General features: G+C 27.4%; 17 protein-coding genes and 3 tRNA genes. 13 read left to right on the top strand and 7 right to left on the bottom strand.

The features are described from left to right. Positions 1 to 46: 46 nt before the first annotated feature. A complete protein-coding gene (ilvD, locus tag ATR_RS01505) occupies positions 47 to 1,735 on the bottom strand; it encodes a dihydroxy-acid dehydratase (protein WP_115427732.1) in 1,689 nt (562 codons plus the stop codon). 186 nt (positions 1,736 to 1,921) lie between these two features. Here ilvD and ATR_RS01500 point away from each other — a divergent pair. From ATR_RS01500 to ATR_RS01485, 4 genes are all read left to right on the top strand, one after another. Beyond that, positions 1,922 to 2,008, top strand: a tRNA-Leu gene (locus ATR_RS01500). A 10-nt stretch (positions 2,009 to 2,018) separates the two neighbouring features. Further along, positions 2,019 to 2,107 (top strand) — tRNA-Ser (locus ATR_RS01495). 43 nt (positions 2,108 to 2,150) lie between these two features. Next, positions 2,151 to 2,226 (top strand) — tRNA-Cys (locus ATR_RS01490). 118 nt (positions 2,227 to 2,344) lie between these two features. Next, a complete protein-coding gene (locus ATR_RS01485; RefSeq protein WP_115427731.1) occupies positions 2,345 to 2,614 on the top strand; it encodes a hypothetical protein in 270 nt (89 codons plus the stop codon). Positions 2,615 to 2,649: 35 nt separating this feature from the next. On the opposite strand, the gene ATR_RS01480 is transcribed toward ATR_RS01485, so the two are convergent. The 4 genes from ATR_RS01480 to ATR_RS01465 are packed head-to-tail and all read right to left on the bottom strand — an operon-like array spanning position 2,650 to position 5,644. Beyond that, the gene (locus ATR_RS01480) at positions 2,650 to 3,615 is read right to left on the bottom strand and encodes a hypothetical protein (RefSeq protein ID WP_115427730.1); all 966 of its coding nucleotides are present in this window, start codon (positions 3,613 to 3,615) and stop codon (positions 2,650 to 2,652) included. After that, positions 3,608 to 4,279: an ABC transporter ATP-binding protein gene (locus ATR_RS01475; RefSeq protein WP_115427729.1), complete on the bottom strand. Its 672-nt coding sequence runs from the start codon at positions 4,277 to 4,279 to the stop codon at positions 3,608 to 3,610. Before ATR_RS01475 ends, ATR_RS01480 begins: the two co-directional genes overlap by 8 nt. After that, positions 4,276 to 5,433 carry an ABC transporter permease gene (locus tag ATR_RS01470; RefSeq protein WP_115427728.1) on the bottom strand — a complete coding sequence of 386 codons (1,158 nt, stop codon included), beginning with the start codon at positions 5,431 to 5,433 and terminating at the stop codon, positions 4,276 to 4,278. Before ATR_RS01470 ends, ATR_RS01475 begins: the two co-directional genes overlap by 4 nt. Beyond that, positions 5,423 to 5,644: a hypothetical protein gene (locus ATR_RS01465; protein ID WP_115427727.1), complete on the bottom strand. Its 222-nt coding sequence runs from the start codon at positions 5,642 to 5,644 to the stop codon at positions 5,423 to 5,425. The genes ATR_RS01470 and ATR_RS01465 overlap by 11 nt, the downstream gene beginning before the upstream one ends. A gap of 119 nt (positions 5,645 to 5,763) precedes the next feature. Here ATR_RS01465 and dksA point away from each other — a divergent pair, with 119 nt between their 5' ends. Together dksA and ATR_RS01455 are read left to right on the top strand one after the other, a co-directional pair. After that, positions 5,764 to 6,135, top strand: a complete 372-nt coding sequence (gene dksA / locus ATR_RS01460) for an RNA polymerase-binding protein DksA (protein ID WP_115427726.1) — start codon at positions 5,764 to 5,766, stop codon at positions 6,133 to 6,135. Further along, positions 6,132 to 7,130 (top strand): tRNA pseudouridine(13) synthase TruD, encoded by a 999-nt coding sequence (locus ATR_RS01455; protein ID WP_115427725.1) that lies wholly within the window; start codon positions 6,132 to 6,134, stop codon positions 7,128 to 7,130. Before dksA ends, ATR_RS01455 begins: the two co-directional genes overlap by 4 nt. A 26-nt stretch (positions 7,131 to 7,156) precedes the next feature. Here ATR_RS01455 and ATR_RS01450 read toward each other — a convergent pair whose 3' ends face one another. After that, positions 7,157 to 8,140, bottom strand: a complete 984-nt coding sequence (locus tag ATR_RS01450) for a hypothetical protein (protein WP_115427724.1) — start codon at positions 8,138 to 8,140, stop codon at positions 7,157 to 7,159. A 9-nt stretch (positions 8,141 to 8,149) separates the two neighbouring features. Next, positions 8,150 to 8,776: a hypothetical protein gene (locus ATR_RS01445; protein WP_170126875.1), complete on the bottom strand. Its 627-nt coding sequence runs from the start codon at positions 8,774 to 8,776 to the stop codon at positions 8,150 to 8,152. 65 nt (positions 8,777 to 8,841) lie between these two features. On the opposite strand from ATR_RS01445, the gene ATR_RS01440 reads away from it, so the two are divergent. The 7 genes from ATR_RS01440 to crcB are packed head-to-tail and all read left to right on the top strand — an operon-like array spanning position 8,842 to position 14,220. Further along, positions 8,842 to 10,140, top strand: a complete 1,299-nt coding sequence (locus ATR_RS01440) for a S41 family peptidase (protein ID WP_115427722.1) — start codon at positions 8,842 to 8,844, stop codon at positions 10,138 to 10,140. 13 nt (positions 10,141 to 10,153) lie between these two features. Beyond that, positions 10,154 to 11,107 carry a phosphoribosylaminoimidazolesuccinocarboxamide synthase gene (locus ATR_RS01435; RefSeq protein ID WP_115427721.1) on the top strand — a complete coding sequence of 318 codons (954 nt, stop codon included), beginning with the start codon at positions 10,154 to 10,156 and terminating at the stop codon, positions 11,105 to 11,107. Between the two features lie 46 nt (positions 11,108 to 11,153). Then, a complete protein-coding gene (gene purS / locus ATR_RS01430; protein ID WP_115427720.1) occupies positions 11,154 to 11,399 on the top strand; it encodes a phosphoribosylformylglycinamidine synthase subunit PurS in 246 nt (81 codons plus the stop codon). A gap of 1 nt (position 11,400) precedes the next feature. After that, positions 11,401 to 12,072: a phosphoribosylformylglycinamidine synthase subunit PurQ gene (gene purQ, locus ATR_RS01425; protein ID WP_115427719.1), complete on the top strand. Its 672-nt coding sequence runs from the start codon at positions 11,401 to 11,403 to the stop codon at positions 12,070 to 12,072. A 22-nt stretch (positions 12,073 to 12,094) separates the two neighbouring features. Beyond that, positions 12,095 to 13,165: a hypothetical protein gene (locus ATR_RS01420; RefSeq protein ID WP_115427718.1), complete on the top strand. Its 1,071-nt coding sequence runs from the start codon at positions 12,095 to 12,097 to the stop codon at positions 13,163 to 13,165. Beyond that, positions 13,152 to 13,838: a lysophospholipid acyltransferase family protein gene (locus tag ATR_RS01415; RefSeq protein WP_115427717.1), complete on the top strand. Its 687-nt coding sequence runs from the start codon at positions 13,152 to 13,154 to the stop codon at positions 13,836 to 13,838. The genes ATR_RS01420 and ATR_RS01415 overlap by 14 nt, the downstream gene beginning before the upstream one ends. Next, positions 13,828 to 14,220, top strand: a complete 393-nt coding sequence (gene crcB, locus ATR_RS01410) for a fluoride efflux transporter CrcB (protein WP_115427716.1) — start codon at positions 13,828 to 13,830, stop codon at positions 14,218 to 14,220. Before ATR_RS01415 ends, crcB begins: the two co-directional genes overlap by 11 nt. Positions 14,221 to 14,277 lie beyond the last annotated feature (57 nt).

Below are 14,277 nucleotides of genomic sequence, written 5' to 3'. Positions count from 1 at the left end.
ATTCTACAATGATAGGTTAATAAAAAGTAAAATTTATATTGTAAAACTATAAATCTGTTCTTAATACAGCTCCACTGCTTGCATTTGTAACCAATGCTCTATATTGCCCAAGCCAAGAAGATTTTATTGGTTTTTTAAGTGGTTTAAAACTCTCTTTTCTTTTTGCAATCTCTTCATCACTTAAATTTACACTCAAAATATATTTATCAACATCAATATTTATTATATCTCCATCTTTTAAAAGCCCAATCATTCCACCTTCAGCTGCTTCTGGACTTACATGTCCAATAGAGGCACCTCTTGTTGCTCCACTAAATCTTCCATCAGTAATTAATGCAACACTATCTCCTAGCCCCATTCCCATAATAAGGCTTGTTGGTGCTAACATCTCTTGCATTCCTGGACCTCCTTTTGGTCCTTCGTATCTTATTACAACTACATCTCCTGCTTTTACTTTTCCACCTACAATTCCTTTTATAGCTTCAGCCTGACCATCAAAACATACAGCTTTACCACTCATAGCCCTAGCTCCTGTTATTCCAGCAGTTTTTATAACAGCCCCTTGCTCAGCTAAGTTTCCATATAAAATAGCTAATCCACCAACCTCACTATATGGATTATCAATAGTATGAATAATATTTGTATCAAGAATTTTTGAATCTTTTATTCTATCTTTTAGAGTTTCCCCTGTAACTGTAAGATTATCAAGTAAAATATCATCTCCTCTTTTACTCATCTCATGCATAACTGCACTTACTCCACCAGCTTTATTTATATCTTCCATGTGAACTGTTGTTAAGCTAGGAGATATTTTTGCAATATGAGAAACTCTTTTTGAAATATCATTAATATCTTTTAACTCAAAATTAACTCCTGCCTCTTTTGCAATTGCTAACATATGTAAAACAGTATTTGAGCTTCCTCCCATTGCCATATCAACTGCAAAAGCATTTTTTACTGCATTTTCATTTAAAATATTTTTTAATCTAAACTTATCACTATTTGCTTTATCAAGAGCAATTTCACAAATTCTTCTTGCAGCTTTTCTATACAGCTCTTCTCTCTCTTTTGTCAAAGCTAAAATAGTACCATTTCCAGGAAGTGCTATTCCCATAGCTTCCATAAGTGTATTCATAGAGTTTGCAGTAAACATTCCAGAACAAGAGCCACCACTTGGACATGCATTACATTCAATATCTTTTAGCTCTTCTTCAGTTATTTCCCCTGCTTCAAACTTTCCAACAGCTTCAAATGCAGTTGCTAAATCTATTGGAGTACCATCTTTTGAATATCCTTTTTGCATAGCTCCACCACTTACAAAAACAGTTGGTACATTTACTCTTAAAGCACCCATAATCATACCAGGAACAATTTTATCACAGTTTGGAATAGCAATCATGGCATCTAATTTATGTGCATTCATAACAGTTTCTATAGAGTTTGCAATTAATTCACGACTAGGAAGTGAAAAAAGCATTCCATCATGACCCATAGCAATTCCATCATCAACTCCAATAGTATTAAACTCAAAAGGCACACAACCCATAGCTTTTATCTCATCTTTAATGATTTTTGAAACTTTATCTAGAAAAAAATGTCCTGGAATAATCTCTATAAATGAATTAGCAACTCCAATAAATGGCTTATTAAAATCTTCATCTTTTAATCCTGTTGCTCTTAAAAGAGACCTATGTGGGGCTCTATCGTAACCTTTTTTTACTTCATCACTTCTCATACTAATCCTTATTTGATTTTTAAAAAATATGTCTTGATTATACAAATATTAATTTTTAGAATATATTAAATAGAGAGAAAAGATAAGAAATTAATTTTTTTATGAAAAACTCTTGACAAATAAAAAAAAAGCCACTATAATTCCAGTCCATTTTAAGTGAAGGCTTAAAAAGGTTCTTAAAAATATGCGAGTGTGGCGGAACAGGTAGACGCGCGGGACTTAAAATCCCGTTCCAGTTTTGGAGTGTGGGTTCGATTCTCACCATTCGCACCACTATAAGAGTAGAGGATTGACAGAGTTGGTCGATTGTACCGGTTTTGAAAACCGGCGAGGTGAAAGCCTCCGAGGGTTCGAATCCCTTGTCCTCTGCCACTCTTTAATAATAATCAAATTTTTCTTTTTGATTTACTTTGTTGGAGGTATAGCAAAGTTGGTAATGCCTCGGATTGCAAATCCGACATGCGTTGGTTCGAGTCCGACTACCTCCTCCATTTATATAATTTCATTTTAAATTACAAAAAAATATTCAATCCACAATTATTCTACTATTAATTTGCTATTATTCCGAAATTTGTTTTTTAGCAAATAAATATATAAAAAAGGTTTAAAATGAAAAAAGTATTATTATCGTTATCAGTAGCATCTCTATTATTTGTAGGTTGTACAGAAGATAAAAAACCAGCTGAAACAAAAGTTGAAGCTCCTAAAACTGAAGTTACAGCACCAGTTCAAGAGAAAAAAGAAGAAGTTACTGAAACTCCAAAAGAAGAGACTAAAGAGGAAGTAGCAAATACTGCTGAAGAAAAAGAGCTAAAAGCTACAGAAGAAGATAAAAAAGAAGAAGTTACTGAAACTCCAAAAGAAGATGACAAAAAATAATTTTAAAGATATATAAATCCGTGATTTACACGGATTTATAAAAAAACTCCATTTACTGAATAATATTTTAAAACAAAAAAACTCACTAAAAATACAAATAAAGTTGTAAATATTAAAGATAATTTATAAAATATATTCATATCTAAGCCTTTATTTTTATAAAAAATAGCTAAACATAAAGAGATGAAAAATCCTAAAAAAAGTGATGTCCATATAAAGTATCCAATAAAATAATACTCAGATTGAAGCATACAAAATGGACATTGATGTGTTGGAAGCTCATAAATATAAGTTGAAAAAAAGTACGTTACTGCAAAATATGAGATATAAAGAAACAGTATATTAAATAAAAAAAGAAAAATAGCTTTTTTCTGAATATTTAAAATAGCAATCAAAACAAATATTATATAAAATAGAATCACTAAGCTTGAATTATCCAATCCAAAAGGTATTTTACTAGAGATGCTACTTGTTTCAAATATAATAGAACAACACTCAACTGCTTTATTTATAGGGATATTAACTAAAAATACTAAATCTAAAATATACTCAAAAGTAAGAGAAAAGAATATAAAAATAAAAAGTACTAGTTTAACTTTTGTATATTTATAATCTTTTTGTTTCAAATCTAAAGAGTTTAAGACAAACCAAACTCCAATGAAAAATAAATTTATAAGCTTTAAAAAAAGAGTGATTTCCCCATATTCTAAAGAGAAAATACCAGCTGCACACATGGCCCCTTCTATAAAATGTGATAATTTATCAATAGAAAAAATAAAATAAAAGAAGAGTAAAATCTTTACCAAAAGAGTAAAACTAATAATTAAAATTACCAAATATGTTCTCTTTTCAAGTTTATATTGCAAAATTGTACTTTTTGTAAAATCCCAATTCCTTAAAATTGTTATTGAATATATAAAAGATATTAATAAAAGAGTATAGATAGTAGTTTGTAAAAATAGGAAAAGCAATATCTCATTTGATAAAAAAACACTATTCAACTAACTCTCCATTTTTTAATTCAAATATCTTATCTACAAAATCTAAATCAAAAAATAGTGGATCATGAGTCGCTACAACTATAGTTTTTCCAGCTTTTTTCAACTCTCTTATACTTTTAATAAAATTTAAAGAGTTTTCAAAATCAAGAGAAGATGTTGGCTCATCACACAAAATAGTGTTTGCCCTATTTACCAATGCTCTTGCAATTGCACATCTTTGTTTTTCTCCACCTGAAAGATTTGAAACTATCTCATCTTTTTTATGTATAATATTTGACAAACTAAGAATCTCTTCCACTTTTTCATCAATCTCTTTTTGTGAGAAACCCAAAGGAATTAGTGGAAAACTAACATTTGCAAAAACAGTTAAATCTTCAAAAAGATTAAAAGATTGAAAAATATAAGCTATATTTCTTGCTCTAAAATTACTAGAGTGAATATCTGGATACTTTGATACTACTTCATTATTAAAAAAAATTTCACCAGAACTAGGCTTTGAAATAGTAGCAAGTATCGATAAAAGTGTTGATTTTCCACTTCCACTTACACCTTTAAATATCACAAATGAACCTTCTTTTATCTCAAAATTTATATTTTTTAGTGCATAAAACTCTTTTTTACTACCTTCAAAATATATTTTACTTATATTTTTTACTACTATCATTTTAAACTTTCATATGGATTTATCGCTGAAATCCTCCATACAGGGATTAAAACTGAACTCAAAAATAAAACTATAAAAAATAAAAAAAGTGTTACAAAAGTGGAAAACTCAATATATGGGTAGATTATAAAATCATTTTTTATATTTGAAAAATCTATAAATATATTTTTTAGTATAGGAGCATTTAAAATAAATACAAAAATATATGCTAATAATATTCCAAAAAGGTAAGAGATAAAAGCTACAATAAAATTTTCACTCATTTTGATTTTTATAATATCTCGTACACTATATCCAATAGCTTTAAATATAGCTATTTGTTTCCTCTCATTTATGCTTATTGAAGAGTATCTTTGATATAAAATAATTATAAATGAAAATATAACTACCAAATAAAGTATCAAAAAAACTCCTCCTTTATAGTTAAAAATTGTCTCATATTTTTTTAAAATATCCTCTTTTTGAGTAATTTTTAAGTCCAAATCTAATCTTTGAAGTTTCTGTTTTATATTTGCCCTTTCAAGCTCATTTGGAACATCAAAAGCAATATTTGTTGAAAAATCTCTATTTATACCTAAAATATCCCTAGCAAGGTTTATATCCAAAATAATAATATCACTTGATACTATATTTGATTCTTTTTCTAACACTTTTACTATATTTACTCTTTTTACATCTTTATTTGGAAGCAAAAAATCATAACTATTTTTATATTGATATTTTTTTAGTAACTTAGATACTTCTAAACCTACAATCATCTCATCTTTTGATATATTTTCAATACTCAAATTTCTTAACTCTTTATTTATATTTGAAAAATCTACTCCAATAATAGTAAAATAAACATCTTCACTCAAAAATTTATATCTTCCATAAACTCTTTTTGAAATATTTTGAACTCCATAAATTTCTCTTATTTTATCTTCAATTTGATTATTTATATCAAAAATTCTTCCAGCAAACTCCCTTTGAATAATAAAATCATTGTGAGTTTCCAATGTTTTTAGAATCTCATTTTGCAAAGAAGATTTTATAAAAATAACTGTTGATATTAAAAATATTATCAAAGTAGATAGTATAAAAATAGATATGTATTTTGTTTTTTGCTTATGAAGTAACAAAAAAATAAGATTTATAAATACACTACTCTTCATATACAAATCCAAAACTACTTATTTTTGGGTTAAGATAAATTATATTATCAAAACTATTTTCATAATCTTTAAATCTGTAATCATAATTAGAATATGCAAGATTTGATAACTTTATAATAGATAATATATCTGAACTTAGTTTATTATTGTACAAAATATTTGTAGATAAAAATAAGAAAAGAGCAGTTATTAAAATAGATATAAAGCTCAAATATACTTTGCTTAATGTTGTAATGCCCTGCTCCTAATTATTATTAAAATATTTTACCAATTTTAAGTTAAATATCTGTTAATTATAGATATAATTGCGATTTTACACAGGAGAAAAAAATGGCAAATAAAAGTCAAATTGATGAGTTAAAAGCTATATTACTTGAGAGAAAAGAGACAATCTTAAATAATGTAAGAAATAGTAGAGATAGTATTGACCAACTAAAAGATCAAGATTTAAATGACGATTTAGATTATGCTGATTTTGTTAGTGACTCGTTTAAAGAGGGAATGATTGCAAATCATCAGTTAGATGAATTAAATCAAATTGAAGAGGCTTTAAAAAAGATAAACGATTCGACTTATGGAATATGTGATATGTGTGGAGTAAATATTCCAATTGGAAGATTAAAAGCAAAACCCTTTGCAAAATTTTGTACAGAGTGTAGAACTGTTTTTGAACAAGAGCAACAAAAAAGAGCGGCATATTGATAAAAAGAGTTTATCCATCGAATGATAAAGTTCTAAATTTCAAATTTACCCAAAATGATGTTGATTTTATTGTTGAAGAACAAGCAATAAAATTTTCATCATATGGTAACTTCTTAATTTTAAAAATCAAAAAACAAAACTGTGATACTTGGGAATTAATAGATAGATTATCAAAATTCTTAGGCATTTATTCAAATGATATTGGGTATGCAGGGCTAAAAGACAAAAGAGCAACCACAACACAATACATTTCTATCCCAAAAAAGTATCAAAAAGATATAAAAAACTTTAAATCAAAAAAGATAGAGATACTTGATACTTTTTTACATAATAAAAAGCTAAATATTGGTGATTTAGAAGGTAATAGATTTAAAATAAATCTTTATGAACTTGAAATAGAAGATCTTTTCCATATTGAAAAACTTCTTAAGTTTGTTTCAAAAAATGGTTTTCCAAACTACTTTGGATTCCAAAGATTTGGAAAAGATGTAAAAGAGAACTTAGAAAAAGCAAAAGATTTACTCTTTGGTGATGCAATAATAAAAGATAGAAAAGTAGCAAAAATGCTTCTTAGTGCTTATCAAAGTACATTCTTTAATGCTTGGTTAGTTGAGAGGTTAAATCTTGATAAGAGTGGATTTAAACTTTTAAATGGAGATATCTTTTATGATATAAAAAATAATAAATTTTTTACACCAAAAGTTATAAATGATAAAATTATAGAAGATTTCAAGAATAAAATCATAACTCCAACTGGTCTTCTTCCAGGTCGTGATGTTTTTAAAGCCAAAGATGAAGCTTTAAGAATTGAACAAAAATATGATAATAGTGAAATAACTGAAAAAGGTTATAGAAGAGAAGCTATTGTTTTTCCAGAGATTTTATCATGTAAATATGACAAAGAGAATAAAAGTTGCAGTTTGGATTTTATTTTACCAAAAGGTTCATATGCTACTGTTTTGATAGAACTCTTGGCAAATAGGAATTTGGATTAAGAATAGCAAGATTATCTTGCTATTTTTTATGGTAGAGTTATATAATCTGAGTTAAAATAGACTTTATTATCTATTGCTATTAATCTTTTTTCATTATCAAAACTAAATTCATACACAGTATCATTTCTAAAATCATCACTTATATTGATTAGAAAGCCTTGAGATTCAACAGCATATAAAGAGTTTCCATATGCTAAAGCATGAAATTTTGCATATTTATATTTTCTTTTTGCAACCTCTTCTAAATTTGGAGTTAGTTTTATAATATTTCCATCAACTGTTGCTATATAAATATACCCATTTTTTATAATAATATCTCTAATATCATACTCTTTACTAATAATATCTCTAGCAGATATAGCTACAACTTTATGTGCATTTGCAACAATCAAGCTCTCACTTTTTTGCTCAACTTCAAGGCTTATAATATTTTTAAAATCACTATCTGTATCAACAGAAATATTTCTTACAACCTCATTTGTTGCTGATGATAAAATTAAAACCTTTCCATTTAAAGTAGGAAACAGTATAAGGCTTCCCATAAAAATTGGGTTTGCAACTCTTGTATCATTTGCTAAAGACAATGGAAGATACTCTTTAAATAGAGTTTTATCTGTATTTATATCAATTAACTCCATACTATTATTTGAGTATATTAATGCTAATTTTTCATCTCTTTTTGCAGCTGCGACAACAACATCTTTAACTTTTCTCTCTCTTGTTCCAAGTAAGATTTTATCTATATAGTTTGTAGCAATAACTTCGCCCTCTTCTGTAAAGTTTATAAACTCAAAACCTTCTGGAAGTTGAAAACTAGAGATACCTTTTTTTGTAATAATCTCATTGTCTTCTAACGTTGCTCCAATTTTATTCATAGATTTTATTGAAGATGACATAGATTTCTTATTTAATTCAATATTGCTACTTGTCTCTTCTGGCTCATAGTATTTTTTTCCAGAACAAGCTGTAAAAAGTGCGATTACAACAACTGACAATAGTATAGATTTCATTTTTATTCCTTATTTTGTAACTAAATGGTGTTTTAAAAGTGTTGCTAATTCAAAAGCTCTTGAATCTTCAGATATTTTACTTAAAAGTTCTCTTGCTTCTTCATATTTTTGACTATCAACTAGCATTAATGCTTGATTAAAAATAGCATAATCTTTTAGCAAAAAATCTGCTTTTTTTGAAACTAAATCTAACTCTGTTTGATTTGAATTTAAAATTGCAACCTGAAAATCAAGTAGTTCTTTTAAATATTTTAGGTTAATATTGGCACTTTTAAACTCATTTTTTGCATCTAAATATAAAGCCACTTCATATAAATCTCTATTTTTTTCCTTTAGCTCTTCCAAAGAGTTCTTATCTCCTTTTTCAAGGAAACTATTTAGAGCAATATTTGCATCATATAGGTTGCTTTCATCTATTTTACTCTTTACAAAAAACGATACAGAACCAACAATTGCTACAATAAGCAATCCAAATATCAATTTCTTATATTTTTTAAAAAATCTTTCAGTTTTTACAAAACTTTCAAGAAATTTCTCTTCACTATTTAACTCATTTTTGATGTAATTTACATCATCTTTTATACTCATGTGCCTAGCCTTTTTAAAAAGTAGCTGATATATTACAAAATTTTTCATAAAATATTACTTTTATAAACTTTTTTGTATAATTTTAGCCTATAAATTTTAAAGGTTATCACAAAATGAATAAACTATTAATAGCAACATCTATTGCATTTGTGTTGTCACAAAATATATTTGCAAAAGAGGCACCTGTTGAAAACGAACAAACAAGATTTGAATCTTTATCAAAACTTACAAAAGTAATAGGAACTGTTGAAAAATACTATGTTGATGATATTAAACTTCAACAAATTGTTGATAAAGCTCTAAAAGGCTTAATGCAAGAGTTAGATGCGCATTCTAGTTACTTAGATAAAAAAGCAAGTAAAGAGATGAGTATTCAAACTCAAGGAGAGTTTGGTGGATTAGGAATTACTGTTGGTATGAGAGATGGTGCTTTAACTGTTATCTCACCAATAGATGATACGCCTGCATTTAAAGCAGGAGTAAAATCAGGAGATATAATTCTAAAAATAAATGAAACTTCTACTATTGGTATTACTTTAGATGAAGCTGTAAATATGATGAGAGGGGAGCCTAAATCAGATATTAAACTTACAATTGTAAGAAAAGGTGACAATAAACCTCTTGAGTTAGCTATGAAAAGAGATATTATTAAAGTTCAATCTGTTTTTGCAAAAAAAATAGAGGGAGAAAATCTTCTATATCTTAGAATTTCAAGCTTTGATACAAAAGTTACAAATGATTTAGAAAAAGCTATAAAAGAGAATAAAGATGCAAAAGGAATAGTTCTTGATTTAAGAAATAATCCAGGTGGTCTTTTAAATCAAGCAATTGGAGTTGTTGATTTATTTGTAAAAAATGGAGTTATTGTTTCACAAAAAGGAAGAGATGCTGCTGATGAAGAGAAGTTTGAAGCGAGTAAATTTGGAACAAAAACAGATTTACCTTTAGTTGTTCTTGTAAATGAAGGTTCTGCTTCAGCATCTGAAATTGTAAGTGGTGCTTTACAAGATCACAAAAGAGCTATTTTAATAGGTGAAAAAACTTTTGGAAAAGGTTCAGTTCAAGCTGTACTTCCAATTGATAATGAAAAAACTGAAAATATAAAATTAACTATCGCAAAATACTATCTTCCAAGTGGAAGAACAATCCAAGCAGAAGGTGTAACACCTGATATTATTGCAAGTGCAGGGAAAGTTGTACAAAGCGAAGAGAATGGTTTAAAAATTAAAGAGGCTGACCTTAAAAAACATCTTGAAGGTGAACTAAACAAAGTTGATGATAAATTAAAAGCTGAAGAAAAAGCAGTAAAAGATGAATCTAAAAAAATCATTTCAAAAGATGATTTACAAAATGACAACCAATTAAATACATCTTTAGCAGTTTTAAAAAGCTTAATTATAATGAATAAATAATTTAGGAAATTTTATGAATATTGAAAAAATCAAATCTTTAAATCTTTGGCCAGAGAATAAAAAAACAACTACTCAAAAAGGTTTTGATGAGTTAGAAAATAGTGGCTACAATCTTTTCTATATAGGAAAAAATGCTGATCTATATAGCTGCCCAGGAGATGAACCAAAAGTTTTACTCGTAAGAAGTGATAGAACATCTGTTTTTGATATCCCTTTGAATTTTGAAATCGAGGGAAAAGGAATTATACAAACAGAAATTTCAAACTTTGGAGCAAAATTTGCAGCAAATAATGGTATTAGAACAGCAATTTTAGATGAAAAAATAGCTAACAATATCTCTGTTGCACCTAGATGTCAACTTATGAAACTATGTAAAGCTCTTGAATCAAATATTGATGGTGAAATTGTACAATTTGAACTTATCTTTAGAAACTATCTAACAGGTTCTTTATTCCAAGCTTTACAAGAGAATAAAGATCCTTATGGTTTAGATTTACCAAATAATTTGAAAGAGTGGCATAACTTTGAAACTCCTCTTTTTACTCCAACAACAAAAGGCTTAAAGGATGAAGCACTAAACTCTAAAAAAGTAAGAGATACTTTCCCTGAAATTATCACAAGCTTAGAAAAACTATTTAAAGATTTTACAGATTTTGCAAAACAAAGAGGAATAGTTGTAGTTGATACAAAGTTTGAAATTTTTGTGGATGAAAATGGGAAATGGGTTCTAGGTGATGAAGTTTTAACTCCTGAAAGTTCAAGATTTATTGCTTTAGAAGATTTTGAAAAAAATAGCTTTATCTCAATGGATAAACAAATTTTAAGAGATTTTGGTAAAAAAGAGAATTGGAAAGAGAAGTCAAAAACTTTGAAAGCTGGAGAAAAACTAGAGGTTAATGTTCCAAAAGAGATTAAAGATAAGATCTTAAGTGGATATAAAACTATTTTTCAAAGATTAAGCAAATAGTTTTTTGGATATAATCGCAAAAAAAAATAGACAAGAGGTTTAAAATATGAAAGCAATAGTAAATGTAGGATTAAAAAAAGGTGTTTTAGATGACCAAGGAAAAGCAATAAATCATGCTTTAGGAACTTTGGGATTTAAAGATTTAATATCTGATGTTAGAGTTGGTAAGCAAATTATCATTGAGTTAAACTCAAATGATAAAGAGAAAGCAAAAGAAGAAGTTGAAAAAATGTGTGAAAAACTTCTAGCTAATACTGTAATTGAAGATTATAGTGTAGAAATAGTTGGTTAATATGAAAGTAGCAGTATTACAATTTCCAGGAACGAACTGTGAGTTTGATGCACACTATGCATTTAAAAAACTAGGATGTGATGTTGAAGTTGTTTGGCATAAAAATAGCAAACTTCCAGCAAATACAGATTTAGTTATTGTTCCAGGTGGTTTTTCTTATGGAGATTATTTAAGAAGTGGCGCAATTGCTAGATTCGCTGCTATTATGGAAGATGTAAAAAGATTTGCAAAAAATGGTGGAAAAGTTTTAGGAATTTGTAATGGTTTCCAAATTTTACTTGAAGCTGGGCTTCTTCCAGGAGCTATGAAAAGAAATGATACTTTGCATTTTATATCAAAACATCATCATCTAAAAGTAATTGATAACCAAAATGAGTTTCTAAGACTTTTAAATGTTGGTGATGTTGTAAATATTCCAGTAGCACATCACGATGGAAACTATTTTATAGATGAAGAGGGTCTAAAAGAGCTAGAAAGAAACAATCAAATTCTTCTAAAATATTGTACAAAAGATGGTGAATTAACAAATATGAATGGAAGTATCTCAAATATTGCTGGAATTTGTAATAAAGAGAGAAATGTATTTGGTCTAATGCCACATCCTGAAAGAGCTATAGAAGAGATTTTAGGTTCAACTGATGGTATTAACATGCTAAAAGGGTTTTTAAAGTAGAGTAAAATCTACTTTAAATAGTATGAGAAAATCACTCTTATTTTTTATAGCCCTTTGCTCTTTCTTTACAGCAAATCTATTTGCAGCAAAAAATCTATATTTATCATATACAAAAATACCAACAAATATTTATAAAAATCAAAAATTTGAGATAAAAATTGAAGCTATGATTACTACTTCAAAGTTTACAAATATAAATACAAAGTTTTTAAACTACTCAAATATAGAAGTTTTAAATCCAAACTCTTCATGGAAAAAAATATCAGAGGATAAGTATGAAAATAGATATTATTTCAAAGTAAAAAGTACAAATTTTACTCTTCCTCTTTTTGAAGTTAATCTTTTTAATTCAAATGAATTAATAGACCAAAGTATCTTAGAATCTTTGCAGATAAAACACTCAAATATTGGGAAAATAGATGATAGATACTCAAATATTGTTGCCGAAAACATAATTCTAAAAGCATTTAAAACAAAGCAGTACAACAATGATAATGCACTTACAATAATTGACTTAGATGCAATAAACTCAAATTTGAGTGATTTTAAACTTAAAAATGTAGAAGAACAAGGCTTATCAAGTATAAAAGAGTGGGAAAATATAGAAAATATGGTTTACTATTTTGTAACTCCAATTTTTCAAAAAAATCTAATATTTACATATTTTAACACTTCAACAAATAGTTTCAAAGAGATAAAAGTTCCACTAATTTTGCAAAATGAGTTAGTAAGTACTCAAACAGATTTAAATCCAAATGACTCAACTTTTGAAAAATATAAAAAAATAGCTGCTATAATTGTTTTTGTAATTTTTCTTTTAATTTATATTTGGAAAAGATGGAGAATAGTTTTAATTTTAACTATTATCTCTTTAGTTGTTGCAGTTTTATACAATTTACCAAATAAAAAAGGTGTAATAAAAACTAACTCTTATATCTATATTTTACCAACAAAGAACTCAACAATATTTTTCAAAACAGAAAAAGATGAGAGAGTTGAAGCTTTAGAGAAAAGAGAAAACTTTGTAAAAATATTAGGAGTTGATAGCGATTTTATTGGTTGGGTAAAGGAGGATAGTTTTGAAGAAAATTAGAGGCTTAATTGTTTTTATACAATTTTCTATAAGTGTTGCTATTGTCGTATTTTTTATGTATCTATTTAGAAATCATACTCACAAAGTAATAAAAATTTGGATGAGAGTTCAAATGTTTTTTCTTGGAATTACTCTTGAAATTGATGGAGAACTTGATGAAAGTTGTAATTTAATTTTAATAAATCATCAATCTATGCTTGATATCATTGTCATGGAGCATCTTCATAGCAGAAATATCGCTTGGGTTGCAAAAAAAGAGATAGCAGATCTATTTTTCTTTGGACACATTATAAAAGCTCCTAAAATGATAAGTGTTGATAGAGAGAATAAAGCTGGTCTTATAAAACTTTTAGCAGATGTAAAAAATAGACTTGAACTTGATCGCCCAATTGCAATGTTTCCAGAAGGAACAAGAAGTGATGGGACTTTTATGGGTGAGTTTAAAGCTGGAGCTAAAATGGTTGGAAATAAGTTTAATCTAAAAGTTCAACCTGTTGTTTTATTTAACACTAGAAATATTATCAACTCACAAAAAATGGAAGCTTCTCCTGGCGTTGTAAAAGTTGTCTATTTAGAACCTATTCTTGCTAGTAAAGACTCTTCTTGGTATGAAGATTGTGAAAAGAAGATGAAAGAGGTTTTCCAAAAAGAGTATCAAAACTATGTCTCTTAATTGGCAAATAGCTCTAGCTGTTGGCTTTGGTGGAGCTTTTGGTTCAATATTAAGATTTTATGCAGTTCTTTATGTACAAAAAATGGAGTTTGGCTCTTTTCCTTTTGGAATACTTTTTGTAAATATTTTTGGTTCTTTTTTAATAGGTATTTTATATGCTTATTTCTCTACAAATGATGTTTCAACTATATTAAAAGCCTTTTTAATAGCTGGTTTTCTAGGTGGTCTTACAACATTTTCTACATTTGCATTAGATAGCTATTTACTATTTAATAGCTCTTTGAATTTTGCAATATTAAATATTTTATCAAATCTTTTTGGATCAATATTTTTTGTACTAATTGGATTTAAGCTCACTATATTTATAATAAAGTTGTTTTAGTTAAAAATTTTTAAGCTTTTTTGGTTATAATATTTTTTATATCAAAAATAAGGAATA

The organism is Aliarcobacter trophiarum LMG 25534, from assembly GCF_003355515.1.
GTDB lineage: Bacteria > Campylobacterota > Campylobacteria > Campylobacterales > Arcobacteraceae > Aliarcobacter > Aliarcobacter trophiarum.
The sequence above is the reverse complement of the archived record's forward strand: the minus strand, read 5'-3'. Positions and strand labels throughout refer to the sequence as shown.

What these genes read in the sequence shown, in the direction of transcription:
- dksA (WP_115427726.1), top strand. Translation starts at nt 5,764, where the DNA reads ATGGCAAATAAAAGTCAAATTGATGAGTTAAAAGCTATATTACTTGAG.
- ATR_RS01485 (WP_115427731.1), top strand. Translation starts at nt 2,345, where the DNA reads ATGAAAAAAGTATTATTATCGTTATCAGTAGCATCTCTATTATTTGTA.
- ATR_RS01450 (WP_115427724.1), bottom strand. Translation starts at nt 8,140, where the DNA reads ATGAAATCTATACTATTGTCAGTTGTTGTAATCGCACTTTTTACAGCT.
- ilvD (WP_115427732.1), bottom strand. Translation starts at nt 1,735, where the DNA reads ATGAGAAGTGATGAAGTAAAAAAAGGTTACGATAGAGCCCCACATAGG.
- ATR_RS01470 (WP_115427728.1), bottom strand. Translation starts at nt 5,433, where the DNA reads ATGAAGAGTAGTGTATTTATAAATCTTATTTTTTTGTTACTTCATAAG.
- purS (WP_115427720.1), top strand. Translation starts at nt 11,154, where the DNA reads ATGAAAGCAATAGTAAATGTAGGATTAAAAAAAGGTGTTTTAGATGAC.
- ATR_RS01435 (WP_115427721.1), top strand. Translation starts at nt 10,154, where the DNA reads ATGAATATTGAAAAAATCAAATCTTTAAATCTTTGGCCAGAGAATAAA.
- ATR_RS01445 (WP_170126875.1), bottom strand. Translation starts at nt 8,776, where the DNA reads ATGAAAAATTTTGTAATATATCAGCTACTTTTTAAAAAGGCTAGGCAC.
- ATR_RS01440 (WP_115427722.1), top strand. Translation starts at nt 8,842, where the DNA reads ATGAATAAACTATTAATAGCAACATCTATTGCATTTGTGTTGTCACAA.
- purQ (WP_115427719.1), top strand. Translation starts at nt 11,401, where the DNA reads ATGAAAGTAGCAGTATTACAATTTCCAGGAACGAACTGTGAGTTTGAT.
- ATR_RS01475 (WP_115427729.1), bottom strand. Translation starts at nt 4,279, where the DNA reads ATGATAGTAGTAAAAAATATAAGTAAAATATATTTTGAAGGTAGTAAA.
- ATR_RS01420 (WP_115427718.1), top strand. Translation starts at nt 12,095, where the DNA reads ATGAGAAAATCACTCTTATTTTTTATAGCCCTTTGCTCTTTCTTTACA.
- crcB (WP_115427716.1), top strand. Translation starts at nt 13,828, where the DNA reads ATGTCTCTTAATTGGCAAATAGCTCTAGCTGTTGGCTTTGGTGGAGCT.